Source organism: Streptomyces sp. NPDC091271 (assembly GCF_044757505.1).
Lineage (GTDB): Bacteria > Actinomycetota > Actinomycetes > Streptomycetales > Streptomycetaceae > Streptomyces.
In genome coordinates, this window is the sequence record NZ_JBIVVD010000007.1 from 141,452 (window position 1) to 168,058 (window position 26,607).

The following is a 26,607-nucleotide window of genomic DNA, read 5'->3' on the forward strand; positions in this document are numbered from 1 at the left end:
AGTGCGGAGCCGCCGCACGTCCCGCACGAGCGTGTACGAAGCGCCAAGGAAGATCACGGCTCCAGCCATAAGGCGGAGGACCGAAGCGCCAGAGCGGTATTCACGAACGTAAGAACGAGCAGAGTCACGCTGGCAAGGACGCCGAAGGCCCAGATCAGAGCACCGATGCGGTTAGTCACATGGACATCATCAACGGCAACCTCGGCCAGGGGGAGTGATCCAGACGAACCGGCCTAGGCGCTCATGGCGCCGTTCACCGGCACGCGCGCCTCGTCGTACCGGGTCAGCAGCAGCCGGGCCAGCGCGGGGGACGGCCCGAGGACGCCGGCCAGCACATCCGCCCCGGCCTCCTCCGCCCCCGCCGCGATGCGGTCGGGGAGACGGCCTGGGGCGATGACGTACGGCGCGACCGCGACCCGCCGTACGCCGTCGGCCCGCAGGGCGCGTACGACGTCGGCGGTGCGGGGAAGGGATGCGGAGGCGAACGCAGGCCGCACGGCGCACCAACCGGTGTGCCGCAGCTCCCGCGCGATTTCAGCGATCACTGCGATCGCCTCCGGGTCTGTGGAGCCCGCCGAGGCCAGGACAAGCCCCGTCGAGCGCTTGTCGCCGGGGGAGACCCCGGCCTCGTACAGCCTCTGTTCCAGCGCCGCGTTCAGTAGCGGGGACGGGCCGAGGACCTCGGCCTGGCCGATCCGCAGCCGCGGCAGCCGTGCGCGGGCCTCGCGCAGCACCGAAGGGATGTCCGACTTGGCGTGGAAGGCCCGGGTCAGCAGCAGGGGGAGCGCGACGACCTCGCCCGCCCCCTCGGCGGCCAGGCGCTCCAGCACCCTGGGCACGGACGGGGCGTTGAACTCCAGGAAGCCCGTCTCCACACGCAGCCCGGGCCGCAGGGACCGTACCCGCGCGGTGAGCGCGTGGACGGTCGCCGCGTGCCGCGGGTCGCGGCTGCCGTGGGCGATGACGAGCAGGACGGGGGAGGCCATGGGAGATCAGCCCTTCACGAGGAGACCGCGGCTGCGCAGCACCCGTCGCTCCAGCGGGCTGAAGATCAGCAGGTCGATCGCGATGCCGACGAACAGGATGAGGAGAATCGCCAGGAAGATCCCCGGCATGTCGAAGTTGTTCCGGCCGTTCTCCAGCAACTGGCCGAGCCCCAGGCCCAGGTCGGGCGAGGACGCGATGATCTCGGCGGCCATCAGCGAGCGCCAGGAGAACGCCCAGCCCTGCTTGAGGCCCGCCAGATAACCGGGCAGCGCCGCCGGCAGGACGATGTGGATCGTCCCGCGCAGCCCCGTCGCACCGATCGTGCGGCCCGCGCGCAGGAACAGTGGCGGCACCTGGTCGACGCCGGAGACCAGACCGTTGGCGACCGACGGCACCGCGCCGAGCAGGATCACCGCGTACATCGTCTTGTCGTCGAGGCCGAGCCAGATGATGGCGGGTGCCACCCACGCCACGGACGGCAGGGACTGCAGCCCGGAGAGGATCGGGCCGATCGCCGCCCGGACCACCTTCACCCGTGCGACCAGCAGACCCAGCGGGGTACCGATCGCGACGGCCATCACGAAGCCGAGCAGACCGCGCGACACACTGGTCCAGATGACCTCCAGCAGGGTGCCCTGCATCCACATGTCGGTCAGGCTGTCCCAGACCGCCCCGGGCGGCGGGAGCTTGTAGTCGTCGGTGACCTTCGCCCAGACCAGCAGCTGCCAGACGAGGACCACCAGGACGACCGCGACGACCGGCGGCAGGACCTTGTTGAGCAGGATCTCGCGAGCCGGCGTCCTGCGTACCTGTACGGCGTCGAGGGCGTCCAGGCCCGCCTCGAGACCCGCCAGGTCGTCGGCCTTCGTTTCAGTGCTGGCCATGTCGGCGGATCTCCCCACGCAGTTGTTCGGTGATCTCGACGGACAGCTCCGCCACGGCGGTGTCCTCGATGCGGCGAGGCTGCTCGATGTCGACCGTCCACTCCCGGGCGATCCGGCCGGGACGCGAGGAGAGCAGGATGACGCGCTGGGCGAGCCGCACCGCCTCACGCACGTTGTGGGTGACGAAGAGGACGGAGGCGTTCGTCTCCCGCCAGATCCGGGTCAGTTCGTCGTGCAGCACGTCCCGGGTGATGGCGTCGAGCGCGGCGAACGGCTCGTCCATCAGCAGCAGTTGGCTGTCCTGGGCGAGAGCCCGGGCCATCGCCACACGCTGGCGCATCCCGCCCGAGAGCTCGTGCACCCGCTTCCCGTACGCCCCGCCGAGGCGTACGAGTTCGAGCAGCCGTTCCGCCTCCGGGCGGCGGTCCGACTTCGGTACCCCGCGCAGCCGCAAGGCGAGTTCGATGTTCTTGCCCGCGGTCAGCCACGGGAAGAGGGCGTGCTCCTGGAACATCAGGGCCGGCCGCCCGCCGGGGGTCTCGATGGATCCCGCGGTCGGGCGGTCGAGTCCGGCCACCAGGTTGAGCAGAGTCGATTTGCCGCACCCGGATGCTCCCAGGAGGGTGACGAACTCGCCCGGAGCGACATCGAGCGTGATGTCGTCCAGGACGAGCTGCTGCCCCGTGGGCCCGGCGAAGGATTTGGACACGTTCGTGATGCGAGCGGCGTGCTCGACCGCTGCACGGTCCTCGGCCTTGGTGAGGGTGGTGGTCGCCATGGTCGTCACCTCCTGGGAGTCGTCAGTGATCCTGATGCGGGCGGACTTACTTGACGCCGAGACCGGCGTCGGCGACCTCGGGCTGCCCCGCGGCCTTGAGGATCTTGTTCAGCGGCTTCAGGTCGTAGATGCCGCCCAGGTCGGGCTTCTCCAGCAGGCCGGCCTTGACCGCGTGGTCCGCCTGCGCCTCGAGCGTGGCGGCCAGCGGGTCGTCGGTGATCTGGATGGACTTCCAGGCAGGGTCGAGGACCTCGGCGGGCAGCGCCTTGCCGCTCAGCTCCTCGAGCGCCGCGTTGGCCGAGGCCTTCGCCTTGTCCGGGTTGGCGTTGATCCACTTGTTGGTGCTCACCGTGCCGCGCAGCACCGCGTCGACGACATCCGGGTGCTCGGAGAGGAACTTCTGCGACACGATGATGTTCGTGATGACGAACTTGTCGTCCGGCCACAGCGTCGACTCGTCGAGCAGGACCTTGCCGCCCTCGGCGACCAGCTTCGAGGCGGTCGGCTCCGGGACCCAGGCGCCGTCCAGGGAACCGGACTTGAAGGCGTCCGGAGTCACCTTGTTGTCCGAACGGACCACGGAGACGTCGCCCTTGCCGCTCTGGGCGTCGACCTTCCAGCCCTTCTCGGAGATCCAGTTGAGGAACGCCACGTCCTGCGTGTTGCCGAGCTGCGGGGTGGCGATCTTCTTGCCCTTGAGGTCGTCCAGGGTCTTGATCTTCTTCGGGTTCACGACGAGCTTCACGCCGCCGGAGGCCGAGCCGCCGACGATCCGCAGGTTCTGGCCCTTGGACTTGCTGTAGCCGTTGATCGAGGGGGAGGGGCCGATGAAGCCGATGTCGATCGAACCCGCGTTGAGCGCCTCGATCTCGGAGGGCCCGGCGTTGAACGTCGAGGGCTTGACCGTGGTGCCGCCCAGCTCCTTGGCGATGAGGCCTTCCTGGATACCGACCAGGGCGGTGGCGTGCGTGAGGTTCGGGAAGTAACCGATCTTCACGGTGTCGGCCGAGAGCTTCTTCCCGCCGGCGGAGACGTTCGACTGCGCGGAGTCGTCCTCCTTCGCCTCGGAACCGTAGCCGCAGGCGGTGACCGCGACGGCGAGCAGCGGCAGAGCGGCGGCAGCGGCGAGGCCGCGGCGGAGAGTGGTACGGGTGGCTGGCACGGGAGGCTTTCCTCTCGTTGGCCCGGTGCTCACGTCCCCCTGGGATCAGGTGGCGCGGCCGGGCGGTCGGCAGGTCTTCGTCCGAACTGGCGGTGCGGTCGGTGCGAGCGGGCGCGCAGGCAGTGCGCGTACGTCATCACGCACATCGCCCGACCCCGCCCTGGCCGCTGCCGAGGGCGCCGCTGCCGACCCGGCCGCCCTCCTTCGCGAAGGTCGAGAAGAAGTCGGTGAGCATCAGAAGTCCCACTCCGCGTCCTCGGCGGAGGTGTCCGCCTCCGCGTCCCCCTCGGTGACGGCGGCGAACGAGACGCCGGCCATGCCGGCGGTCAGCGTCGTGCCGTCGGCGGGATCGATCAGCAGGAACGAGCCGGTGCGCCGCGAGTCCGCGTAGGCGTCGAGCGCGAGCGGCTCGGCGGTACGCACCACGACCCGGCCGATGTCGTTGGCCACCAGCTGCCCGGGGGCCGGGTGCTGGGAGAGGTCGTCCAGGGTGAGCCGCGACGGGATGTCCTTGACGATCGCCTTGACCGTCCGGGTCGTGTGCTTGAGGAGCACGCGCTGGCCGACGGTGAGCGGCCGGTCGGCCACGTGGCAGACGGTCGCCTCGACGTCCTGCGTGGTGGCGGGCGTGTCGGAGCTCGGCGCGATCAGATCGCCGCGCGAGACGTCGATGTCGTCGGCCAGCCGGATCGTCACCGACTGCGGAGCCCAGGCGACGTCGACGCTCTCCCCGAGCGCGTCGATCCCCTCGATCGTCGTGGTACGCCCCGACGGCAGCACGGAGACCGCCTCGCCGACCCGGAACACCCCGGCGGCGATCTGACCGGCGTACCCCCGGTAGTCGGGGTGCTCGGCGGACTGCGGGCGGATCACGTACTGGACCGGGAAGCGGGCGTGGCACTCGGTCAGGTCGTGGCTGACCGGGACCGTCTCCAGGTGCTCCAGGACGGTGGGGCCTCCGTACCAGTCCATGTGCGCGGACGGCTCCACGACGTTGTCGCCGGCCAGGGCCGAGATCGGGATAGCGGTGATCTCCGGGACGCCGAGGGAGGCGGCGTACGCCGTGAACTCCTCCGCTATCGCGGCGAACACGGGCTCCGCGTACTCCACGAGGTCCATCTTGTTGACGGCGAGGACGACGTGGGGGACGCGCAGCAGGGCGGCGACGGCGGCGTGGCGGCGGGTCTGTTCGACCACGCCGTTGCGGGCGTCGACCAGGACGACGGCGAGTTCGGCGGTGGAGGCGCCGGTGACCATGTTGCGGGTGTACTGCACGTGGCCGGGGGTGTCGGCCAGGATGAACCGGCGGCGGGGTGTGGCGAAGTAGCGGTAGGCCACGTCGATGGTGATGCCCTGCTCGCGTTCGGCGCGCAGTCCGTCGGTCAGCAGCGCCAGGTCGGGTGCGTCCTGGCCGCGGTTGGTGGAGGCCAGCGCGACGGCTTCGAGCTGGTCGGTGAGGACCGACTTGGAGTCGTGCAGCAGGCGTCCGACGAGGGTCGACTTGCCGTCGTCGACGGACCCCGCGGTGGCGAACCGCAGCAGGGTGGTGGCCGAGAGCTGCTCGGTGGTGGTGGTCATTTTTAGAAGTACCCCTCGCGCTTGCGGTCTTCCATCGCGGCCTCGGACATCTTGTCGTCGGCGCGGGTGGCGCCCCGCTCGGTGAGGCGGGAGGCGGCGATCTCGGTGATGACGGCGTCCAGGGTGGTGGCGTCGGAGTCGACGGCGCCGGTGCAGGACATGTCGCCGACGGTGCGGTAGCGCACCTGGCGGGTCTCGGTCTTCTCGTGGTCCTTGGGGCCGCCCCAGTCGCCCGCGGTCAGCCACATGCCGGAGCGGTTGAAGACCTCGCGCTCGTGGGCGAAGTAGATGCCGGGCAGCTCGATGCCCTCACGCTCGATGTACTGCCAGACGTCGAGCTCGGTCCAGTTGGAGATGGGGAAGACCCGGACGTGCTCGCCGGGGGCGTGGCGGCCGTTGTAGAGCTGCCACAGCTCGGGGCGCTGGCGGCGGGGGTCCCACTGGGAGAACTCGTCGCGCAGGGAGAAGACGCGTTCCTTGGCGCGGGCCTTCTCCTCGTCGCGGCGGCCGCCGCCGAAGACGGCGTCGAAGCGGTGCTGCTGGATGGCCTCGGTCAGCGGGACCGTCTGGAGGGGGTTGCGGGTGCCGTCGGGGCGCTCCCGGAGCTTGCCGGCGTCGATGTACTCCTGGACGGAGGCGACGTGCAGGCGCAGCCCGTGCTTCTCCACGGTGCGGTCGCGGTATTCGAGGACCTCGGGGAAGTTGTGCCCGGTGTCCACGTGCAGCAGTGTGAAGGGGATCGGGGCCGGGGCGAACGCCTTCAGCGCGAGGTGCAGCATCAGGATCGAGTCCTTGCCGCCGGAGAACAGGATCACCGGCCGCTCGAACTCACCCGCCACCTCACGGAAGATGTGCACCGCCTCCGACTCCAGGGAGTCCAGGTGGCTCAGTGCGTACGGGTTGACGGTGCCTTCCGGCACGGTGGCGACGGTGCTCACGCCAGGCCCCTCTCGGTGAGCAGCGCACGAAGCGCCGCTGCGGACTCCTGCACGGTCTGCTGGTGCGACTCGATCCGCAGATCCGGCGACTCGGGTGCCTCGTAGGGGTCGTCGACCCCGGTGAGACCACTGATCTCGCCTGCTGCCTGCTTGGCGTACAGCCCCTTCACATCGCGCTCGGAGCACACCTCGACCGGGGTCGCGACGTGCACCTCCAGGTACGCGGTGCCCTCCTGCTGATGACGCTTGCGTACCGCGTCACGGCTGTCGGCGTACGGCGCGATGACCGGGACGAGGGCCTTCACACCGTTGGCGGCCAGCAGTTCGGCGACGAAGCCGATCCGCTGGACGTTGGTGTGCCGGTCCTCGCGGGAGAAGCCGAGACCCGCGGAGAGGAACTCCCGGATCTCGTCACCGTCGAGCACCTCGACCCGGTGCCCGTCGGCACGCAGCCGGCCGGCCAGCTCGTAGGCGATGGTGGTCTTGCCCGCGCTCGGCAGACCGGTGAGCCAGACGGTGGCTCCCGTCTCCGTCACGCTCATCGATATCTCCTGATCAGTCGTCATCAGCCGTGCAGCCCGCACTCGGTCTTGCCCCGCCCGGACCAGCGGCCGGCCCGTGCGTCCTCGCCCTCCAGCACCCGGCGGGTGCAGGGCGCGCAGCCGACGGAGGCGTAACCGTCCATCAGTAGCGGGTTGGTCAGTACGCCGTGTTCGGCGACGTACGCGTCGACGTCGTCCTGGGTCCACCGGGCGATCGGCGAGACCTTGACCTTGCGGCGCTTCTCGTCCCAGCCCACGACCGGGGTGTTCGCCCGGGTGGGGGACTCGTCGCGGCGCAGCCCCGTCGCCCAGGCCGCGTACGCCGTCAGCCCCTCCTCCAGCGGCTTGACCTTGCGCAGCGCGCAGCACAGGTCGGGGTCGCGGTCGTGCAGCTTCGGTCCGTACTCGGCGTCCTGCTCGGCCACCGACTGACGCGGGGTCAGGGTGATGAGGTTGACGTCCATCACGGCGTCCACCGCGTCCCGGGTGCCGATGGTCTCCTCGAAGTGGTAGCCCGTGTCCAGGAAGACGACGTCCACGCCGGGGAAGACCCGGGAGGCGAGGTGCGCGACGACCGCGTCCTCCATGGAGGAGGTGACGCAGAAGCGCTTGCCGAAGGTGTCGGCCGCCCACTTCAGGATGTCGCTCGCGGAGGCGTCCTCCAGGTCGCGCCCGGCCCGCTCGGCCAGATCCCTCAGTGCCTCGTCGGTGAGCTCGGCGGTGTGCAGCGTGTCCGTCATGTCCCGTCCCCTTCCACGTCGTTGCGCTGGAGTCCCTGGGTCAGCAGACCCAGGAACTTCAGCTGGAACGCGCGATTGCAGGAAGCACATTCCCAGGCGCCGTGCCCCGCCTCGTGCGGGCGCAGGTCCTCGTCGCCGCAGTACGGGCAGTAGAACGGCGCGGCTCGCTCGCTCATGACAGTGACTCCGCACTGGCCCTGGCCGCCCAGGTGGCGAAGCGCTCGCCGTCCTCCCGCTCCTCCTGGAACCTGCCGAGCACCCGCTCGACGTAGTCCGGGAGTTCGGCCGAGGTGACCTTCAGCCCGCGGACCTTCCGGCCGAAGCCCGCCTCCAGTCCGAGCGCACCGCCGAGGTGCACCTGGTAACCCTCGACCTGGTTGCCGTCGCCGTCCAGCATGAGCTGGCCCTTGAGGCCGATGTCCGCGGTCTGGATACGGGCACAGGCGTTGGGGCAGCCGTTGATGTTGATGGAGAGCGGCTCCTCGAAGTCCGGCATGCGGCGCTCCAGTTCGTCGATGAGCGCGGCTCCGCGCGCCTTCGTCTCGACGATCGCCAGCTTGCAGAACTCGATGCCGGTGCAGGCCATCGTGCCGCGCCGGAAGGGTGAGGCGTGCACCTGGAAGTCCAGTGCCTCCAGCCCCTCGGTCAGCGACTCGATCCGGTCCTGCTCCACGTCCAGGATGAGCATCTTCTGCTCGACCGTGGTGCGCACCCGGCCGGAGCCGTGTGCTTCGGCCAGGTCGGCGATCTTGGCCAGGGTGGAGCCGTCCACGCGGCCGACGCGCGGGGCGAATCCGACGTAGAAGCGGCCGTCCTGCTGGGCGTGCACGCCGATGTGGTCGCGCCAGCGGGAGGACGGCTGCGCGGGCGGCGGTCCGTCCAGCATCGGACGCTTGAGGTACTCGTCCTCAAGGATCCGGCGGAACTTCTCCGGGCCCCAGTCGGCCATCAGGAACTTCAGGCGGGCACGCGTACGCAGCCGGCGGTAGCCGTAGTCACGGAAGATCCCCACGACACCGGCCCAGACATCGGGGACCTCGTCCAGCGGCACCCAGGCGCCGAGGCGCTCGGCGAACCGCGGGTTGGTGGAGAGACCGCCGCCGACCCACAGGTCGAAGCCGGGGCCGTGCTCGGGGTGGTCCACCCCGACGAAGGCGATGTCGTTGATCTCGTGCACCACGTCCTGGACCGGCGAACCCGAGATCGCGGTCTTGAACTTGCGGGGCAGGTTGGAGAATTCCTTGCTGCCGATGTAGCGCTCGTGGATCTCGTCGACCGCGGGCGTGCCGTCGATGATCTCGTCGGCGGCGATCCCGGCCACCGGAGAACCGATGATCACACGGGGGCAGTCACCGCAGGCCTCGGTCGTCGAGAGCCCGACGGCCTCGAGCTTGTCCCAGATCGCCGGGACGTCCTCGATGCGGATCCAGTGCAGCTGGACGTTCTGGCGGTCGGTGATGTCGGCGGTGCCGCGTGCGTACTCCTGCGAGATCTCGCCGATGACGCGCAGCTGCTCGGTGGTCAGCTTCCCGCCGTCGATGCGGACGCGCAGCATGAAGTACCGGTCGTCCAGCTCCTCCGGCTCCAGGACGGCGGTCTTGCCGCCGTCGATGCCGGGCCGGCGCTGGGTGTACAGGCCCCACCAGCGCATACGTCCGCGCAGGTCGTTCGGGTCGATGGAGTCGAATCCGCGCTTCGAGTAGATCGTCTCAATGCGCGTCCGCACGTTGAGACTGTCGTCGTCCTTCTTGAACTGCTCGTTCCCGTTGAGCGGGGTGTAGTGACCCATGGCCCACTGACCTTCACCACGATGACGTCCGGCCTTGCGGCGGGGCGTGGCGGTAGCAGGCTTCTCGGGGATGGCGGCCATGGCTATACGTCCTTCGGGACTGCAGGAGGGCGGCTCTGAACTGCACACTCGCGCGAGGCGCGGCGGTGCGCAGGGGTGGAGCGGACTTCAGGAAATCGCGGTGCTGGAGACTCTCAGCGGACCGGACAGATGGCGCTGGACATGCGGCCGAGGTCGACGTGCCGCCGACTCACCAAGGCAATTCCAGTTCCAGACATGACGGAAGCGTGTCACGCGAATCTCGGGCCAGTCCACCACGATCCAATATGTGGACGTGATGGTCCCGAAGGGTGAGACGATGTGGTGTCGGTCACGCCCTCGCTGTCGACAAAGCGACATGAGGGCGTGTGATCGGGGCGTGCGATCAGGCGTGCGCGCCGGGCCAGGAACCGGGGTGGGCGGCCTGGGCCCCCTGCTCGGTCTTCGTGTCGAACAGCCGGAACCCCCGCCGCAGATAGTTGTCCATCGCGTGCGGCCCGTCGTCCGAGCACGTGTGCAGCCACACCCTCTTGGTGGGGGTCCGCTCCGGGTGGCGCTCCGCGAGGTCCCAGGCGCGCGCCACGCCGTACGACAGCAGGTGCCCGCCGATCCGGCGGCCCCGGAAGGCCGGGATCAGGCCGAAGTACGTGACCTCGACGGCCCCGTCCTCCTGGGCGTCGAGCTCGATGAACCCCGCCGGGGTCCCGTTCTCGTACGCCACCCAGGTCTCGACCCCAGGCCGTTCCAGGAAGTCCCGCCACTGCGCGTAGGTGTGGTCCAGCCGGTCGGTCCACCGGACGTCCGCGCCCACCGCCGTGTAGAGGAACCGGCTGAACTCCGGCAGCGGTATCTCCGAGCGTGCGACCGCCACCCCGTCCGCGGGGAGGGCGGCGGGGCTCAGGTCGGCGGGCGACGTCTGTTCCAGATACCAGACGGTCACGTCGCGGACGGCTGGGGCGGAATGCGTGGAGTCGTTCATGGCGGTCAGAAAACCACGACTGCCGGCCGCCGCCAAACCCGGCCCGGCTCAGCCCGTCTCCGCAGGCATACGTGCCCTGAGCACCACCGGAGCCGTCGAACGGGGCAGCAGATCGGCCGGCACGTCCGGATGGACCACCTCCACCTCGACACCCTCGCGGAAGCGGTACGGCCGATGGGTCAGCACCTCCGCGAGATGGCGGCGAATCCGGGATATCTCGGCCCGCACCGTCACCGTCCTGGAGGCGTCACCGAAGACGTCCTCGGCCAGCTCGGCCGCGGTGCGCCCCTCCCGGTGCAGGGCCAGGGCGTACAGCAGCTCCGCGTGGCGGGGTGAGAGCGGGTGCGTCCAGTTGCCCACGGGGCCCGCCACATGGATGGTGAGTCCCCGCTCCCGGCTCAGGTCGAGCACCACCCGGCGCGGCGGGCGGTCGTGCGCGCCCTCCGCGACCTGGACCAGCCAGCCGCCGGGCAGCGGCTCCACCCGGCACATCCCGAGCGCGGCCAGCCACACCGTGCCCGGCTGCAGCGACTTCGGCAGCGGAAGACGGTCCACGGGCGGCATCCCGCTGACGGCGGCCAGCCAGCCATGGGTGTCCACCACCAGGGCCCGGCCGCCCAGCCGGCACAGAAGCGGCGCGGCCACCGAGCGCAGCCGCTCGATCGCCCCCAGATGCCGGCCGCGCAACTCGCTCTCCGCGAGCGCCGCCACCGAACCCACCAGCGCCAGCGTCGCCGGATGGAAGGTGGAGGCGGGCCCGCTGATGTCGACGATGCCCATCAGCCGGCCGTCCCGGGGGTCGCGCACCGGGGCCGCCGCGCAGGTCCAGTTGTGCAGGGCGCGGATGAAGTGCTCGGCGGAGTGGACCTGGATGGGCGTGCGTGCGGCGAGCGCCGTACCGATGGCGTTCGTGCCCGTGGCCGACTCCGCCCAGGCGGCACCCTCCTCCAGGCAGATGTCCTTCGCCCGGCGCATCACGGCCGAGTGCCCCTGACGCCACAGGACCCTGCCCTCCGCGTCCGTGACGACCATGATCTGCTGCGCCGCGTCCGCGATCGTGGCCAGCCCCTCCCGGAGTACGGGCATGACCTCGCCGAGCGCCGTGTCCCTGCGCCGGTACTCGATCTCGTCGGTCTCCAGCAGCCTGCTCTCCGGCGACTGCTCGGGATCGATCCCGCTGCGCAGCACACGGTCCCAGGACGCGCCGATCTCCGCGCGCGGAGCCGCCGCCGTACGCTCGCCCACCAGCCGGGCCTCCCGTGCGCGGTGGACCAGGCGCTCGGTCAGCGCCGGGTACGAGGCGTTCTCCGGCCGCGGTCGCGCGACAGGGTCTGCTTCCATGACGGTCCCCCCAACACCACATGGGCCCGGTCCGGAAGAGAAACCAGGCCCGAAGGACACATCCTGCCGTGCAGGGTGCCCGTTGGCTGGTACTCCACGCAATGGTTGCAACCCTTTGCAACTCTGGTGAACAGGCCGCAGACCGTACGACAGTGGCGGAACGCCGTGCGGTGAGTCCTCGACCCGCCGTGCGGTGGTGCACAAGCGTGGAGGGTGGTGCCGTGTCGGCGCAGCACCACCCTCCGTCGTTTGTCACCGTTTCTCCGGAATTCCTACCCCTCCTGGGCCCGCGCCCGCTCCACGACCGTGGCCAGATCCAGACTGTGCGGCAGCGTCCCGAAGGCCGAGCCCCAGTCCCTGCCCAGCCGTGAGGCGCAGAACGCGTCCGCGACCTCCGGCGGCGCCCAGCGCAGCAGCAGCGAGCCCTGCAACACCAGGGCCATCCGCTCCACCAGCCGCCGGGCGCGTGCCTCGACGGCGTCCAGGTCGGCCAGCTCCGTCAGCAGGTCCTTGATCGCCGCGTCGAGCCGGTGGTCCGCGCCCCGCGCCTTGCCGACCTCCTGCAGGAAGGCGTTGAGCGCCTGCGGCTCACGCTGCAGGGCCCGCAGCACATCGAGGGCCTGCACGTTGCCCGAGCCCTCCCAGATCGAGTTGAGCGGCGCCTCCCGCAACAGCCGGGGCATGCCGGACTCCTCGACGTAACCGTTGCCGCCGAGGCATTCGAGGGCCTCCCCGACCACCGCGGTGCACCGCTTCGTCACCCAGTACTTGGCCGCGGGCACCGCGATCCGCAGGAAGGCCCGCTCCTCCTCCGTGTCCGCGTCGTAGGCGGCGGCCAGCCGCAGCGCGAGGGTCGTCGCCGCCTCCGACTCCAGGGCCAGGTCGGCCAGTACGTTGCGCATCAGCGGCTTCTCGATCAGCAGCCCGCCGAACGCGCTGCGGTGGGCGCTGTGATGGATCGCCTGCGTCACCGCCTGGCGCATCAGAGCCGCCGAACCGACCACGCAGTCCAGCCGGGTCGCCGCCACCATCTCGATGATGGTGCGCACCCCCCGCCCCTCCTCGCCGACCCGGCGGGCCCACGTCCCGTCGAACTCGACCTCGCTGGAGGCGTTGGACCTGTTGCCCAGCTTGTCCTTGAGGCGCTGGATCGCGAAAGCGTTGCGCTCACCGTCCGGCAGGACCCGCGGCACGAGGAAGCAGCTCAGCCCGCCCGGCGCCTGCGCCAGCACCAGGAAGCCGTCCGACATGGGTGCCGAACAGAACCACTTGTGGCCGGTGAGCAGATACTCCCCGTCGCCGGCCAGTGGCTCGGCCCGGGTGGTGTTGGACCGCACGTCGGTGCCGCCCTGCTTCTCCGTCATGCCCATCCCGAAGAGCACACCGGCCTTCTGCGACGCGGGCCGCAGCCCCTCCTCGTAGACGTGCGACGTCAGCAGCGGCTCCCACTCCGCGGCCAGCGCGGGGTCGGTCCGCAGCGCCGGGACCGCTGCGTGCGTCATCGACAGCGGGCATCCGTGGCCCGCCTCGGCCTGCGTCCAGACCAGGAACCCGGCAGCGCGCCGGACATGACCGCCCTGTCTGCCCCAGGCGTCCGTCAGCCCGGCCGTGACCGCGTGCCCCAGCAGCCGGTGCCAGGCCGGGTGGAAGTCCACCTCGTCGATGCGGTGTCCGTAGCGGTCGTGCGTACGCAGCTTCGGCGGGTTCTCGTTGGCCTGCGCACCCCACTCCTGGGCCTGCACAGAGCCGGCGGACCGGCCCAGCCCGCCGAGCTCGTCCCGGGCCTCGTCGAGGATTCCGGGCGCGAGATGCCGCTCGACGGCCTCCGTCAGTGCCCGGTCGGCAGCGAAGACGTCATAGCCGACCAGCGGCGGAACCTGGTTGGTCACTGTGTGGGTGCTAGGTGCCATGCCGATACGGTAAGGAGGTGCAGGCAGCAAACGAAACACCCGAGCGGCCACCGGGTCGGCTCCACCGGGCTCGAGTTCTCTACCGCAACGTCTCGAAGCGGCAGATGGCATGGCAATTGCTCAAGGACACGGTCAATTCGTGCATCGAGTACCGCATCCTCGGCCTCGCGGCCGAGGCGGCGTTCTTCACCCTGCTGTCCCTGCCGCCGCTGCTGCTCGGCCTGATCGGGCTGCTCGGCTACGTCGACGACTGGACGTCCACCACGACGGTCGCCTCCATCGAGCGCAACATCCTGGGCGCGGTGCAGACGGTGCTCTCCGAGCGGGGTGTCAAGGAGATCGCCGAGCCCCTCATAGCCGACGTGACCACGGGCGCGCGCCCCGACGTCATCTCCCTCGGGTTCGCGATCGCGCTCTGGTCGGGCTCGCGCGCCGTGAACGTCTTCATCGACACCATCACCGTGATGTACGGGCTCGACGGCCACCGCGGCATCGTCAAGACCCGTCTGCTCGCGTTTCTGCTGTACGTGGTCGCGCTGTTGCTGGGCGCGGTCGTGCTGCCTCTGCTGGTGGTCGGTCCCGACCGGGTGGTCGAGTTCGTCCCCTGGGGCACCGAGGTGCTCGCGGTCATGTACTGGCCGCTCGTGATACTGCTGTCCATCGCGTTCCTGACGACGCTCTACCACGTGTCCGTCCCCGTCCGTTCGCCGTGGATAGAGGACGTGCCCGGGGCGCTCGTGGCGCTCGGGATGTGGGTGGTGGGCAGCTTCCTGCTGCGGATCTACCTGACGAGCACGGTCGAAGGGCCCACCATCTACGGCTCGTTGGCCGCGCCCATCGCCGTCCTCCTCTGGATAGGCATCTCCGCCTTCGCCGTACTCGTGGGCGCCGCCGTGAACGCGGCGATCGACCGTGTCTGGCCCTCGCTCGCCACCGCCGCCGCTCGCGCCGCCAGCGACCGGATCAAGGCCGCCCAGGCCGCGGAACTCGTGGCACGGGCCGCGAACTGGGACGCCTACGCCGACGAGGACGAGGACGAGGACGTGTCCATGCCGTCCGAATTCCCCGAGCGCTGGTCACGCTTCCTGCCCCCCGACGACGTGAAATCCCGCCTGCACGGGAACCGGGACAAGGATTCCCCCTGAGGACCCGGGGGCTCTCCCGATAGCCTGGTGACATGGGCGCACGGTACGAGGAGCGGGCATCGCGCTTCGGCGGCGCGGTCCTGTGGACCTGGTCCGGGCCGCGCGAACCCTCACGGCCCGTCCTGCCCGACGGCTGCATGGACCTCCTGTGGGCCGGCGGGCGACTGCTGGTGGCAGGCCCCGACACCCACGCCTTCACCCCCGCCGCGGCGCTCTCCGGCAGCTGCGCGGGCATCCGCTTCGCCCCCGGCACGGCACCCGCGCTCCTGGGCGTCCCCGCGCACGAGCTGCGCGACCGGCGGGTCGCGCTCGACGCCCTCTGGCCGGGCCCCGAGGTCCGCGGGCTCACCGAGCGGACCGGCGAGGCCGACGACCCGGCCGCCGCGCTGGAGGACATCGCCCTGCGCCGGGCAGCCGGCACCGAGCCCCCGGACCCGCTCACGGCGGCCGTCGCCGCACAGCTGCGGCAGGGGCGTTCCGTCGCCGCCACCGCGCAGGAGGTCGGGCTCGGCGCCCGCCAGCTGCACCGGCGCTCGCTGGCCGCGTTCGGCTACGGCCCCAAGACGCTGGCCAGGGTCCTCAGACTGCAGCGCGCCCTGGACCTCGTACGGGCGGGAACGCCCTACGCCGAGGCCGCGTACGCCGCGGGCTGTACGGACCAGGCGCACCTGGCCCGCGAGATGCGGGACCTGGCCGGAACGACCCTCGGCGGCTACCTGGCCGCGACGGGCTACGACGGGTTGGCCGCGAACAGCGAGACCCCGCAGCCGTCCGGGTCGAGGACGACCGCGTAACGCTGGCCCCAGACGGCGTCCCAGGGCTCCAGACCGCCCTCGTATCCGGCGGCGGTCAGTTCGGCGTACACCGCGTCGACCTCCGCCGGGCTGTCGCAGAGGAAGGCGAGCCCGAGGCGCTCACCGCCCTTCGGAGCCGTCCAGCCGGGGTCGAACGAGCGGATGACGTCCTCGGTGTCCCACAGCAGGCGCTGCCCGCCCGGAAGGGTCACTTCGACATGAGGTGCCGATTCGGCCCCGGCGGGGACGTCGAGCCCGAGCCTCCGGTAGAAGGCCAGCGAGGCGGCCATGTCGGCGGTGATGACGGAGATCGCGTCGAGTCGTGGAGTCATGGAAGGACCGTACGGCGGGGGTCGTGACCAGGTCTTGTACGAAACGGTCACGGCCCCCGCATACGGCTCAGGCGCAGTCGGCCGGCGCGTTGCCCGGGTCCGTCAGCGGCAGCCTCAGCTGAGCGCGCTCGGTGAGCCAGCGGGTCGGCCGGTGACGCGGGTCGCCGGTCGTGGCGTGCAGGGCCCGCTGCAGCTCCAGCATCCGCGCGGCGCCGACCCGGTCGCCCCAGGCCAGCGGCCCCGCCGGGTAACCGAGGCCGGTCGTGACGGCGAGGTCGATGTCCGCCGGGGTGGCCAGCGAGCGTTCCGCGATCGACGCGGCGACGGACACCACCGACGCGAGCAGCCGCTGCGCGACCGAGCCCGCGGTGTCCCGCACCACCGACACGGCCCAGGGGTCCTCGCCGTCCGCCGCGCGGGCCAGGACGGCGCGGGCGTCCCGCGCCGCGGCCGGGTCGGCCGCGGGCGTCACCGCGAGCACCCGCCGGCGGCCCGCCGGGGCCAGCGGATCGACGCCGAAGGTGCGTGCGGCGGGAAGGCCCAGCGAGGCGACGGAGGCCGCCACCGTGGTGCCCCAGACCGGGACGAGGACGAGGGCGCGGCCGGAGGGCTCGGCACCGCTCTCGACCGTCGCTCCCGCGGCGGACAGCGCGGACCGCAGCGCTGCCGTGTCCCCTGCGCCCTCGCCGCCCGCGACGAACACCGGCCGGTCCGCGTCACCCGTCACCGGCGCCTCCGGGGCGGGGGCGGGCGCCTCGGGCCCGTACGCGAACCAGCCCTGCCCGGTCTTGCGGCCGTGCAGGCCCGCGGTCACCCGGTTCGGGGTCAGGTAGGAGGGGCGGAGCCGGTCCTCGTGGCGGAAGCCCTGCCAGATCGAGTCGATCACGGCAGCCGTGACGTCGAGCCCGGTGAGATCCATCAGTTCGAAGGGGCCCATGCGCAGCCCCAGGACGTCCCGGGCGATCCGGTCGATCCCGGCCGGGTCGGCGACGGACTCCTCCAGCAGCGCCAGGGCCTCGGTCACCAGTCCCCGGCCGGCGTGGTTGACCAGGAAGCCGGGGGTGTCGGCGACGGTGACCGCGCGGTGGCCGCAGCTCTCCACCAGCTCCGTGAGAGCCGCCGGGATTCCGGGGCGGGTGGCGGCGCCAGGCACGACCTCGACGATCCTCATCAGCGGCACGGGGTTGAAGAAGTGCAGCCCCGCCAGGCGCCCCGGGTCCCGGAGCGACGCGGCGATCCGGGTCACCGACAGGGACGAGGTGTTGGTCGCGAAGACCGCCGACTCCGGCAGGGCCTGCTCCAGCTTCCCGAAGACCTCGGCCTTGGTGTCCAGGTCCTCCCGTACGGCCTCGATGACCAGTCCGACCTCCGGCCCGGGTCCCCACGGGTCGTCCAGCGGGACCAGCCGCTCCAGGGCGGCGTCCCGGTCCCCGGCGGACATCCGTCCCTTGTCCACCGCGCGCTCCAGCATGGACCGTACGAAGTCGACGGCCGCCGTCACCGCCTCGGTCCGGACGTCGCAGAGCTCTACGGTGTGTCCGCCGGCCGCCGCCCACTGGGCGATGCCGCGTCCCATGGCTCCGGCGCCGACGATCCTGATACGCATGGCAGTTACGGTCCTCTCGGGGTGGGGATCGGGGAAACGCTCCCCGGGATCGGGTGTGCCCTCAGCGAAGATAGACGCGGCCGGGGTCGACGTCCTCCCGGAGGAGCCGCAGCTCCGCGGCGGTCGGGGGCGGCACGGTGCCGACCTCGTCGGACACCTTCAGGTCCCAGCCGGTCGCCTCCCGGACCTGCTCGACCGTGACACCCGGGTGGACGGCGATCAGCTTCAGCTCCTCGCCGACGCCCTCGCGTGCCAGGATGCCCAGTTCGGTGATGACCCGGGTGACTCCGGCGCCCAGCGGCCTGATGCCCTCGGCGAGCGCGCGGTCCGGCCCCGGGGTGGTGCAGAAGTCCAGGGTCCCGGTGAAGGAGCGCGGGTTGTGACGGCGCATCACCACGAAGACCTCGTGGGAGTTGGCCATCACCTCGATCGCGCCGCCGGAGCCGGGGAGCCGCACCGTGGGACTGTCCCAGTCGCCGATGACGGAGGTGTTGAGGTTGCCCCACCGGTCGATCTGCGCGGCGCCGAGGAAGCCCACGTCGATGTGGCCGCCCTGGAGTACGCAGCCGAACAGCGCAGGCATCGAGAGCACGGCCTCCGCGCCCGAGATGAGTACCGCGTCGGCGATCGTCTCCGGCAGATGCGAGGGGTGCGCCCCGCAGACCCCGGACTCGTACACCACCTCGATCTGCGGCGCGACGGTCAGATGGGCGAGCTCGGTGGCGAGCGTCGGCAGCCCGATGCCGGCGAACACCGTGCGGCGGGAGGCCAGTTCGCGGGAGGCGACGACGGAGAGCAGCTCGGACGAGGTGACGGTCTCCGGTGCGGTGGTGGTCATGGTCCGTTCCTTCCCCTGGGGCGTGCTCACAGCCGCCGCCCGTAGTTCACCGGTTCGCTGAGCGCCTCGCCCACCGCGAGCCCCGCCCAGAAGTCCTCGCCCAGCTTGTCGACGTACGCGGCGTGGTCGGCCGTTCCGTACACCCACTCGTCCAGCCACGCCCGCAGCCGCTCCGGGTCCTTGCTGATGTGCGACCAGGCCCGGTAGAAGGCGTTGTCGCGGTCGTAGTACCCCTGCGCGAAGGACGGGTGCGCGCCACGCGGACAGACGACGACGGCGTCCACGGCGTGGGACGGGACGAGCGTGCGGTTGGGGTCCGAGCGGACCACCTCGTCCCCGACGATCTCCTCGACGACGACGATCGCCTTGTCCGCGGCGTACACCGCCTCGGCCTGGATGCCGGTCAGCCCCCAGATCTGGGTGTTGCCCCTGCGGTCGGCCCGCTGGGCGTGGATGATCGTCACGTCCGGGTTCACCGGCGGCACGACGTAGATCTGCTCCGGCTCCCCGTCGGGCCCCGGGTAGGGCGAGGTCACCTTGCGCAGATCGCTGTTGACGGACGGCAGATCGCTGCCGCCGTAGCTGCGCAGCGGATAGAACGGCAGGCGCTGGGAGCCCGCGAGGTAGCGGCAGACCATCCCGTAGTGGCTGTACTCCTCGAAGGCCAGCGGAGCCGGGTCGGCGCGCTCGATCCTGCGCCGCAGCTCGCCGAGCGAACCGGCGGACGAGTTGCCCACGAAGGAGGAGACCAGCCGCGAGACGCAGCCCGCCGCGATCATCTGGTCCACCACGATGTCCGCCGTCATCCGTACGACGGTGAGGTCCTTGCGGCCCTGCCGGATGATCTCGTGCCCCGCGGCGGTGGGGACGAGATGGGTGAACCCTTCGAGGCTGACGGTGGCCCCGTCGTGCACGAAGGAGGCGACGGCCTCCTTCATCGACATGACTTTGCCGGCCCCGTCGGCCGTATCCGTCCGCTCCACGGTGCTCCTCGGGCGAGTGCGTGCTGGTCGCCCTTACCGTGTCAGCGGCCATTGATTGCTGTCCAATACCAAATTAAGGTCGGATCAAGACTGATCGTTAATGAATGGAAGTCCCGATGGAACTGCGTCATCTGACAGCGTTCACCGCCGTCGCCGAGGAGCTGCACTTCGGCCGCGCCGCCAAGCGGCTCCAGATGGCGCAGCCCCCGCTCAGCCAGCAGATCCGGCAGCTGGAGAAGGAGCTCGGCGTCCAGCTCTTCGAGCGCAACACCCGCTCGGTGAGGCTCACCAGCGCGGGGGAGTCCTTCCTCGAACCCGTACGGACCGTGCTCGACGACCTCGACATCGCGGTACGCGCCGCGAAGGCCGCAGGGCGCGGGGAGTACGGCCGGGTCACCATCGGCTTCGCGGGAGCGTCGAGCCACGAGACCCTCCCCCTGCTGACCCGGGCGGTGCGGGCCGCCCACCCCGGGATCGAGCTGGTCATGAAGGGCCAGACCTACGCCAACGTCGCCCTGTCCCGGGTCGCCGACGGCTCCCTCGACCTGGGATTCGTCCGGCTGCCGGTCACCCAGCCCGGGGTGGCCTACCGGGTGATCGACGAGGAGGAGCTGCTCTGCGCGCTGCCCTCCGACCACCCGCTCGCCCGCCTGGAGAGCATCCCGATCGGGATCCTCGCCGACGAACCCTTCGTCTCCTTCCCCGCCAACGCCGGCTCCACGGTGCGCGACGCGATGGTGCAGGTCTGCGAGGCCACCGGCTTCAACCCGCGCGTGGTGCAGGAGGCCCCCGACTCGTACACGATCCTGGCCCTCGTCGCCGCGGGCGTCGGCGTCACGCTCACGGTCTCCTCCGTCCGCCACATCCAGCAGAACGGGCTGGTCTACCGGTCCCTCGCCGGCCCGCCCGTCCGGCGCCAGGCGGCGCTTGCCTGGCGCACGGACAACCCGTCGGCCGCGCTCCGAGCGGTGCTCGCGGTCGCCGAGGAGGCCCTGCCCACGCCGTAGGGGCCCGATTGAGACGCGTGGCGTCTTGAATGTGCGGTAACTCGATATTGGACCGACTCAGTGGTCCAGTGCGAAGGTCACCCCACACACCCGAGCCGCCGAAAGGTGTTCCGCCGTGCCCGACCAGACCGATGTCGTCATCTGCGAACCGCTGCGCACCCCCATCGGGCGGTTCGGCGGAGCCTTCGCCCAGCAGACGCCCGCCGCGCTCGCCGCACGCGTCATCGCCGAGGTCGTCGCCCGTACGGGAATCGACCCGGACCGGGTGGACGAGGTGATCCTCGGACACGCCTACCCCTCGTCCGAGGCCCCCGCCATCGGCCGCGTCGCCGCCCTGGACGCCGGACTCCCCGACTCCGTCACCGGCGCCCAGACCGACCGGCGCTGCGGCTCCGGGCTGCAGGCCGTCCTCGACGCGGCCATGCAGATCCGGGCCGGCTTCAGCGACGTCGTCGTCGCGGGCGGCGTCGACGTCATGAGCGCCGCCCCGTACTACACGCACGACGGACGCTGGGGCATCAAGGGCCCCGGCCTCCAGCTCCACGACTCCCTGGCCCGGGGCCGCGTCACCGCCGGTGGCGTCCACCACCCCGTCCCCGGCGGCATGATCGAGACCGCCGAGAACCTGCGCCGCGAGTACGGGATCAGCCGGGCCGACCAGGACGCCCTCGCCCTGCGCTCGCAGGCCCGCGCCGCACGCGCCGCGAAGGAGGGGCGCTACGACGCCGAGACCGTCCCCGTGACCGTGCGCACGAGGAAGGGCGAGACGGTCGTCACCGCCGACGAGCACCCCCGCCCCGACACCACCGCCGAGCAGCTCGCCGCGCTGCGCCCCATCATGGCCAAGACCGACCCGGAGGCCACCGTCACCGCGGGCAACGCGAGCGGACAGAACGACGCGGCCGCCGCCTGCCTGGTCACCAGCGCCGCCACCGCCGAACGGCTCGGGCTCACCCCGCTCGTCCGTCTGGTCTCCTTCGCCCGCGCGGGTGTCCCCGCCGCGACGATGGGCATCGGCCCCGTCCCGGCCACCCACGCGGCCCTCGGCCGCGCCGGTCTCACCCTCGGCGACCTCGACCTGATCGAGATCAACGAGGCGTTCGCCGCCCAGGTCCTGGCCTGCACCCGGGAGCTGGGGCTCGGCGAGAAGGACCACGAGCAGCGGATCAACGTCAACGGATCCGGCGTATCGCTCGGCCACCCCGTCGGCGCCACCGGCGCCCGCATCCTCGCCACGCTCAGCCGGGAGATGCACCGCAGCGAGTCACGCTACGGCCTGGAGACCATGTGCATCGGCGGCGGCCAGGGCCTCGCCGCGGTCTTCGAACGCATCGCCGCCTGACACCCCTCTCACGTCGAGAATTCCGTCCCCTCCCCACCACGCGACCAGGGCGTCCCGGGCGACGCCGGGTCAGCCGTGTCCATCCGCTCGATCAACCATGTTCACGGGAGCCACCATGAGTGCGAACACCGCAACCGCACGCGAGCGAACGAAAGCCGCCAACCGCGCAGGGTTCGGAGCCTTCATCGGCTCCACCATCGAGTGGTTCGACTTCTACATCTACGGAACCGCGGCAGCGCTCGTCTTCGACAAGGTGTTCTTCCCCGAACTCGAAGGCCCCATAGGCACCCTGGTCGCCTTCGCCACCTTCTGGGTCGGCTTCCTCGCCCGCCCCCTCGGCGGCATCATCTTCGGCCACTACGGCGACAAGCTCGGCCGTAAGAAGACCCTCGTCATCACCCTGCTGATGATGGGCGTCTCGACCACCGCGATCGGCCTGCTGCCCGGCTACGCCTCCATCGGCATCGCCGCCCCGATCCTGCTGGTCTGCATCCGCATGATCCAGGGCATCGGCCTCGGCGGGGAGTGGGGCGGCTCCGTCCTGATCGCCTCCGAGCATGCCCCCAAGGGCAAATCCGTGCTGTACGGGGCGTTCGCCCAGCAGGGCTCGCCCGTCGGCAACACCCTCTCCACCGTGAGCTTCCTCGCCATCAGCCAGCTGCCCGACGACGCCTTCGTCTCCTGGGGCTGGCGGGTGCCGTTCCTCGCCTCCGCCGCACTCGTCATGGTGGGCCTGCTGGTCCGCCTGAAGGTCACCGAGTCCCCGGCGATGGCCAAGCTCATCGAGAAGAAGGAAGTCGTCAAGCTCCCGCTGACCGAGGTCCTGCGCAGCCACCCCATGCTGATCGTCCTCGGCATCGGCGCCTGCACCATCGGCCTCTCGGCCACGTACTTCAAGTCGACGTTCGCCCTGTCCTGGGCCACCACGTCCCTCGACTTCGACCGCAGCTCGTTCCTGACGATCATCCTCGTCGCCAACGTCACCCAGATCATCGTCCAGCCCTTCGGCGCCCTCATCGCCACCCGGATGAAGAGCTGGTCCCGCGCGGTGACCGTGATGCTGCTTCCCGAGCTGATCCTGATGCCGGTGATGTTCCTCCTCATCAGCACCGAGAACTACGGCCTCGCGATGCTCGGCGTCGCCGTCGCCACGATCCCGCACTGCCTCTACTACGCGGCCCTCGCCGGCATGCTCGCCAGCCGCTTCCCGGCCCACCTGCGCTACACCGGCATCTCGCTCTGCTACCAGCTCTGCGGCACGCTGCTCGGCGGTACGACCCCGATCATCGGCCAGTTCCTGCTCAACCGCACCGGCTCGATCACCGCCGTCATCGCGTACGCCGTCTTCCAGGTGGCGCTGACCCTGGGGTGCATGCTCCTCCTGCTCAAGCGCCCCAACCACGACGAGCAGGCCGCGGAGCCCGTCGCCGCGCCCCGCACCGCGCCCGTCACCGCCTGACCACACCCCCGTACGAGCAGAACGGAGCACCACCGATGCCCCTGACCGTCAACGGCATCCCGGAGATCCTCGCCCTCGGCGGGCGCGACCTCGGGCACTCGGAGTGGAAGGAGGTCACCCAGGAGCTGATCGACGCCTACGCGTACGTCTCGGGGGACCACCAGTGGATCCACACCGACGTCGAACGCGCGGCCGCCGGCCCGTACGGGCGCACCATCGCCCACGGCTACATGGTGCTGAGCTGGGGCATCCCGATGTTCGGCGAGCTGCTCCAGGTCCACGGCGTGGGACGCGCGCTCAACTACGGGGTCAACCGGGTCAGGTACCCGGCGCCCGTCCCCGTCGGCAGCCGCGTACGGCTGCACGCGTCCGTCGCGGAGGTGACGGAGGTCGCGCGGGGCGGCGTGCAGATGACCCGGGCCTTCACCTTCGAGCTCGAAGGGTCGCAGAAGCCGGCCTGCGTCGCGGAGTCGCTGACGCACTTCTATCCCTGACGGCCGCTGCTCCCGTCAGGGGCCGCCCGGGGGGAGCTCGCGCGCGAGGAGCTCGGCCAGGTGCAGGCCGGTACGTCCGGTCAGATCGGCGATCTGGGTCCGGCAGGAGTAACCGTCGGCGAGGACGGCCGTGTCCTCCCGCGCACCGCGCAGGGCCGGCAGGAGCTGCTGCTCGGCCACGGCGACGGACACCTCGTAATGGCCCTTCTCGGTACCGAAGTTGCCGGCCAGCCCGCAGCATCCGCCCAGCCGCCGGACCGTGGCACCCGCGGACTCCAGGAGCTTCGCGTCGGTGTCCCATCCCATCACCGCGTGGTGGTGGCAGTGGGGCTGCGCGACGACCTCGCGTCCGCCCAGATCCGGGGGTGCCCAGGCCGGGGTCGCCGCCAGCAGCTCGGCGAGGGTGCGGGTGGCCTCGACGACCGGCCGCGCCCTGGCCCCGCCGAGGAGCTCCAGGGAGTCCGAGCGGATCGACGCGGTGCACGACGGTTCCATGCCGACGATGGGCGTGCCCGGGGCCGCCGCGGCCCCCAGGACGTCGACCGTCCTCCCGAGGAGCCTGCGTGCGGTGTCGAGCTGCCCCGTGGAGATCCAGGTGAGACCGCAGCAGAGCTGTTCCCTGGTGATCTGCGGCCGGTACCCGGCGTCCTCCAGGACACGGACCGTGGCGATGCCCACGCCGGGGGAGAAGTGGTCGGTGAAGGAGTCCACGAAGAGCAGCACGGGTCTGCCGCCCGCGTCGCGCTCCGCCCGGGTCCGCTCGAACCACTTACGGAAGGTCTCGCGCGGGAACGACGGCACGGTCCGCCGGCCGTCCACACCGGCCGCCGCCAGCGCGAGCCGGGCGATGCCGGGAAGCCGTGCCACCCAGTTGGCCAGGCCGGGTGCGTGACCGGCGAGGCGCGCCCAACGGGGAAGCCACCCAAGGGAGTAGTGGATGGCGGGGCGGATCCGGTGCCGGTAGCTCTGGTGGAGCACCTCGGACTTGTACGCGGCCATGTCCACGCCCGTCGGGCAGTCCGAGAGGCAGCCCTTGCACGACAGGCACAGGTCGAGGGCCTCGTGGACCTCCGGCGACCGCCAACCCGAACCGACCAGCGTGCCGTTGACCATCTCCTGGAGGACCCGGGCCCGGCCGCGGGTGGAGTCCTTCTCCTCCTTCGTCGCCAGATACGACGGACACATCACACCCCCGGCGGAGGTGTTGTCCGCCCGGCACTTGCCGACGCCCGTGCAGCGGTGCACCGCCTGGGTGAAGTCGCCGCCGTCCGCCTCGTACAGCAGGGCGAGCCGGTGGCTCACCCGTTGCGCGGCAGGGACGCGCAGGTCGGCGTCGACGGGCCGGGGATCGACGAGGACACCGGGGTTCAGGATGTTGTCGGGGTCGAACACTCCCTTGACGCCGGCGAACAGCTCCAGGGCCTCGGGCGAGTACATCGCGGACAGGAGTTCGCTCCTGGCCCGTCCGTCACCGTGCTCACCGGAGAGCGATCCGCCGTACCCGGCGACGAGTTCGGCGGCCTCGCCGAGGAACGCGCGAAGGACGGCGCTGCCCCCGGGTCTGTCAAGAGGCAGGTCCAGCCGGATGTGGAGACAGCCGTCGCCGAAGTGACCGTAAGGCAGCCCGGTGACGCCGAACCTGTCCATCAGCCGCTCGAAGTCGCGCAGATAGCCGCCGAGCGCCGCAGGGGGGACTGCCGAGTCCTCCCACCCGGCATGCGCCGGAAGGCCGGCCGGGCTGCGCCCCGACAGGCCCGCACCGTCCTCGCGGATGCGCCAGAGTGCCGCCGCCCGGGCGGGGTCGGGGACGACCAGGCTGTCCTGTGCTCCGCAGTCGCGACCCAACGCGCGTGCCGTGTCGGTGAGTTCGCCGAGGGAGTCACCCGACACCTCGACGAACAGCCACGCCCCGCCCGCCGGCAGCGGAGGCACGGCGCCGGCCCCGTGGCGCGCCCGGACCACGTCGACGATGCGTGAGTCGATCGCCTCGCACGCCGTCGGCCGGTGTGCCGACGCCCCGGGCGCGTGGTCCGCCGCCGTGGCGATGTCCGGGTAGCCGAGGACCACGAGAACGCGGTGGCGCGGGTCGGTGACCAGGCGGACGGTGGCCTGGGTGGACACGGACAGCGTTCCTTCGCTGCCGACGAGGAAACGGGCGACGTCGAAGCGGTTCTCCGGCAGGAGGTGCTCCAGCGCGTAGCCGGACACCTGGCGGCCGAACGTGCCGAACTCGGTGCGGATGGTGGCCAGGCCCGCGCCGACGACGCTCCGCAGCGCGGCCAGCTGCGTACTCCCGGGCACCCGGCCCGGCGGCGAGGTGAGGGCGAGTGCGCTGCCGGTGCCCGTCAGCACGGTGAGCCCGAGGACGTTGTCGGACGTCCGGCCGTACGCCAACGTCCGGGAGCCGCAGGCGTTGTTCCCGATCATCCCGCCGATCGTGCAGCGGGTGTGGGTGGACGGGTCGGGGCCGAAGCGCAGACCGTGACGCGCAGCGGCGCTCTGCAGGGTGGCGTGGACCGTGCCTGGTTCGACGGTCGCGGACCTGGTGGCCGGGTCGATCTCCAGTACGCGGTTCATGTGGCGGCTGAAGTCCATGACGACGCCGGGCCCGATGGAGTTGCCCGCCACCGAGGTCCCCGCGCCCCGTGAGGTGAGGGCGACCCCTCGCCGCCGGCAGACCTCCAGCGTCGCGGCGGCCTCCTCGGCCGAGCGCGGCCGGACGACGACGAGCGGCGGCACCCGGTAGAGGGAGGCGTCGGTGGAGTGGGCGGCCCGCGACGTCGTGTCCGTGAGGACGTCGAGCACGCCCGCTCGGCGCAGATCGGTGCGGACCGCTGCGCCGAGACGGGGGTTGCGGGGCTCAGTCGTCGACAAGGCCACTTCCGACGGTTCCGGGCTTGCTCGTGGTGAACGCGATGGCCAGAGCATAGGGGAAGGAGA

The 26,607-nt window shown here is 71.3% G+C and carries 25 protein-coding genes; 6 read left to right on the forward strand and 19 right to left on the reverse strand.

What is annotated here, in order from left to right:
• Nucleotides 1-233 precede the first annotated feature (233 nt).
• The 14 genes from ACIQM3_RS27685 to ACIQM3_RS27750 form a co-directional block, all read right to left on the reverse strand.
• Nucleotides 234-986: a sirohydrochlorin chelatase gene (locus tag ACIQM3_RS27685; protein ID WP_401628720.1), complete on the reverse strand. Its 753-nt coding sequence runs from the start codon at nt 984-986 to the stop codon at nt 234-236.
• 6 nt (nt 987-992) lie between these two features.
• On the reverse strand, nt 993-1,871 hold the full coding sequence (locus ACIQM3_RS27690) for an ABC transporter permease (protein ID WP_401628723.1): 879 nt from the start codon (nt 1,869-1,871) through the stop codon (nt 993-995).
• Nucleotides 1,858-2,649: an ABC transporter ATP-binding protein gene (locus ACIQM3_RS27695; RefSeq protein WP_393765303.1), complete on the reverse strand. Its 792-nt coding sequence runs from the start codon at nt 2,647-2,649 to the stop codon at nt 1,858-1,860. Before ACIQM3_RS27695 ends, ACIQM3_RS27690 begins: the two co-directional genes overlap by 14 nt.
• Before the next feature lie 46 nt (nt 2,650-2,695).
• The gene (locus ACIQM3_RS27700; protein ID WP_401628726.1) at nt 2,696-3,811 is read right to left on the reverse strand and encodes an aliphatic sulfonate ABC transporter substrate-binding protein; all 1,116 of its coding nucleotides are present in this window, start codon (nt 3,809-3,811) and stop codon (nt 2,696-2,698) included.
• A 234-nt stretch (nt 3,812-4,045) separates the two neighbouring features.
• The gene (locus ACIQM3_RS27705; RefSeq protein ID WP_401628729.1) at nt 4,046-5,389 is read right to left on the reverse strand and encodes a sulfate adenylyltransferase subunit 1; all 1,344 of its coding nucleotides are present in this window, start codon (nt 5,387-5,389) and stop codon (nt 4,046-4,048) included.
• A 2-nt stretch (nt 5,390-5,391) separates the two neighbouring features.
• Nucleotides 5,392-6,327 (reverse strand): sulfate adenylyltransferase subunit CysD, encoded by a 936-nt coding sequence (gene cysD / locus ACIQM3_RS27710; RefSeq protein ID WP_401628731.1) that lies wholly within the window; start codon nt 6,325-6,327, stop codon nt 5,392-5,394.
• On the reverse strand, nt 6,324-6,893 hold the full coding sequence (gene cysC / locus ACIQM3_RS27715; RefSeq protein WP_099174957.1) for an adenylyl-sulfate kinase: 570 nt from the start codon (nt 6,891-6,893) through the stop codon (nt 6,324-6,326). The genes cysD and cysC overlap by 4 nt, the downstream gene beginning before the upstream one ends.
• Complete coding sequence (locus ACIQM3_RS27720; protein ID WP_401628735.1) at nt 6,893-7,609, reverse strand: phosphoadenylyl-sulfate reductase; 717 nt, start codon at nt 7,607-7,609, stop codon at nt 6,893-6,895. The genes cysC and ACIQM3_RS27720 overlap by 1 nt, the downstream gene beginning before the upstream one ends.
• Nucleotides 7,606-7,785 (reverse strand): hypothetical protein, encoded by a 180-nt coding sequence (locus ACIQM3_RS27725; RefSeq protein ID WP_014153269.1) that lies wholly within the window; start codon nt 7,783-7,785, stop codon nt 7,606-7,608. Before ACIQM3_RS27725 ends, ACIQM3_RS27720 begins: the two co-directional genes overlap by 4 nt.
• Entirely contained in the window at nt 7,782-9,479 is a 1,698-nt protein-coding gene (locus ACIQM3_RS27730) for a nitrite/sulfite reductase (protein ID WP_401628738.1), read from the reverse strand. The genes ACIQM3_RS27725 and ACIQM3_RS27730 overlap by 4 nt, the downstream gene beginning before the upstream one ends.
• A 113-nt stretch (nt 9,480-9,592) precedes the next feature.
• Nucleotides 9,593-9,676 (reverse strand): putative leader peptide, encoded by an 84-nt coding sequence (locus tag ACIQM3_RS27735; RefSeq protein WP_349817346.1) that lies wholly within the window; start codon nt 9,674-9,676, stop codon nt 9,593-9,595.
• A gap of 146 nt (nt 9,677-9,822) precedes the next feature.
• Nucleotides 9,823-10,416 carry a GNAT family N-acetyltransferase gene (locus ACIQM3_RS27740; RefSeq protein WP_401628741.1) on the reverse strand — a complete coding sequence of 198 codons (594 nt, stop codon included), beginning with the start codon at nt 10,414-10,416 and terminating at the stop codon, nt 9,823-9,825.
• Between the two features lie 48 nt (nt 10,417-10,464).
• Complete coding sequence (locus ACIQM3_RS27745; protein WP_401628743.1) at nt 10,465-11,757, reverse strand: GAF domain-containing protein; 1,293 nt, start codon at nt 11,755-11,757, stop codon at nt 10,465-10,467.
• A 272-nt stretch (nt 11,758-12,029) separates the two neighbouring features.
• Entirely contained in the window at nt 12,030-13,667 is a 1,638-nt protein-coding gene (locus ACIQM3_RS27750) for an acyl-CoA dehydrogenase family protein (RefSeq protein ID WP_401628746.1), read from the reverse strand.
• Nucleotides 13,668-13,684: 17 nt separating this feature from the next.
• Here ACIQM3_RS27750 and ACIQM3_RS27755 point away from each other — a divergent pair, with 17 nt between their 5' ends.
• Together ACIQM3_RS27755 and ACIQM3_RS27760 are read left to right on the forward strand one after the other, a co-directional pair.
• Nucleotides 13,685-14,812, forward strand: a complete 1,128-nt coding sequence (locus ACIQM3_RS27755; protein WP_401628749.1) for a YihY/virulence factor BrkB family protein — start codon at nt 13,685-13,687, stop codon at nt 14,810-14,812.
• Nucleotides 14,813-14,844: 32 nt separating this feature from the next.
• Nucleotides 14,845-15,606 (forward strand): DUF6597 domain-containing transcriptional factor, encoded by a 762-nt coding sequence (locus tag ACIQM3_RS27760; protein ID WP_401628752.1) that lies wholly within the window; start codon nt 14,845-14,847, stop codon nt 15,604-15,606.
• On the opposite strand, the gene ACIQM3_RS27765 is transcribed toward ACIQM3_RS27760, so the two are convergent.
• The 4 genes from ACIQM3_RS27765 to ACIQM3_RS27780 form a co-directional block, all read right to left on the reverse strand.
• Nucleotides 15,543-15,938 carry a VOC family protein gene (locus tag ACIQM3_RS27765; protein WP_401628755.1) on the reverse strand — a complete coding sequence of 132 codons (396 nt, stop codon included), beginning with the start codon at nt 15,936-15,938 and terminating at the stop codon, nt 15,543-15,545. The genes ACIQM3_RS27760 and ACIQM3_RS27765 overlap by 64 nt on opposite strands.
• A gap of 67 nt (nt 15,939-16,005) precedes the next feature.
• Nucleotides 16,006-17,544 carry a 3-hydroxyacyl-CoA dehydrogenase gene (locus ACIQM3_RS27770; protein ID WP_401628758.1) on the reverse strand — a complete coding sequence of 513 codons (1,539 nt, stop codon included), beginning with the start codon at nt 17,542-17,544 and terminating at the stop codon, nt 16,006-16,008.
• 61 nt (nt 17,545-17,605) lie between these two features.
• Nucleotides 17,606-18,382 carry a CoA-transferase subunit beta gene (locus ACIQM3_RS27775; protein ID WP_401628760.1) on the reverse strand — a complete coding sequence of 259 codons (777 nt, stop codon included), beginning with the start codon at nt 18,380-18,382 and terminating at the stop codon, nt 17,606-17,608.
• Between the two features lie 26 nt (nt 18,383-18,408).
• A complete protein-coding gene (locus ACIQM3_RS27780) occupies nt 18,409-19,326 on the reverse strand; it encodes a CoA transferase subunit A (protein WP_401629772.1) in 918 nt (305 codons plus the stop codon).
• Nucleotides 19,327-19,481: 155 nt separating this feature from the next.
• On the opposite strand from ACIQM3_RS27780, the gene ACIQM3_RS27785 reads away from it, so the two are divergent.
• From ACIQM3_RS27785 to ACIQM3_RS27800, 4 genes are all read left to right on the forward strand, one after another.
• Complete coding sequence (locus ACIQM3_RS27785) at nt 19,482-20,372, forward strand: LysR family transcriptional regulator (RefSeq protein ID WP_401629774.1); 891 nt, start codon at nt 19,482-19,484, stop codon at nt 20,370-20,372.
• A 115-nt stretch (nt 20,373-20,487) separates the two neighbouring features.
• Nucleotides 20,488-21,714, forward strand: a complete 1,227-nt coding sequence (locus ACIQM3_RS27790) for an acetyl-CoA C-acetyltransferase (protein ID WP_401628763.1) — start codon at nt 20,488-20,490, stop codon at nt 21,712-21,714.
• A 115-nt stretch (nt 21,715-21,829) separates the two neighbouring features.
• Entirely contained in the window at nt 21,830-23,173 is a 1,344-nt protein-coding gene (locus ACIQM3_RS27795; RefSeq protein ID WP_401628766.1) for an MFS transporter, read from the forward strand.
• A gap of 35 nt (nt 23,174-23,208) precedes the next feature.
• On the forward strand, nt 23,209-23,667 hold the full coding sequence (locus ACIQM3_RS27800; protein WP_401628769.1) for a MaoC family dehydratase: 459 nt from the start codon (nt 23,209-23,211) through the stop codon (nt 23,665-23,667).
• Between the two features lie 15 nt (nt 23,668-23,682).
• Here ACIQM3_RS27800 and ACIQM3_RS27805 read toward each other — a convergent pair whose 3' ends face one another.
• Complete coding sequence (locus ACIQM3_RS27805) at nt 23,683-26,547, reverse strand: FAD-binding and (Fe-S)-binding domain-containing protein (RefSeq protein ID WP_401628772.1); 2,865 nt, start codon at nt 26,545-26,547, stop codon at nt 23,683-23,685.
• Nucleotides 26,548-26,607 lie beyond the last annotated feature (60 nt).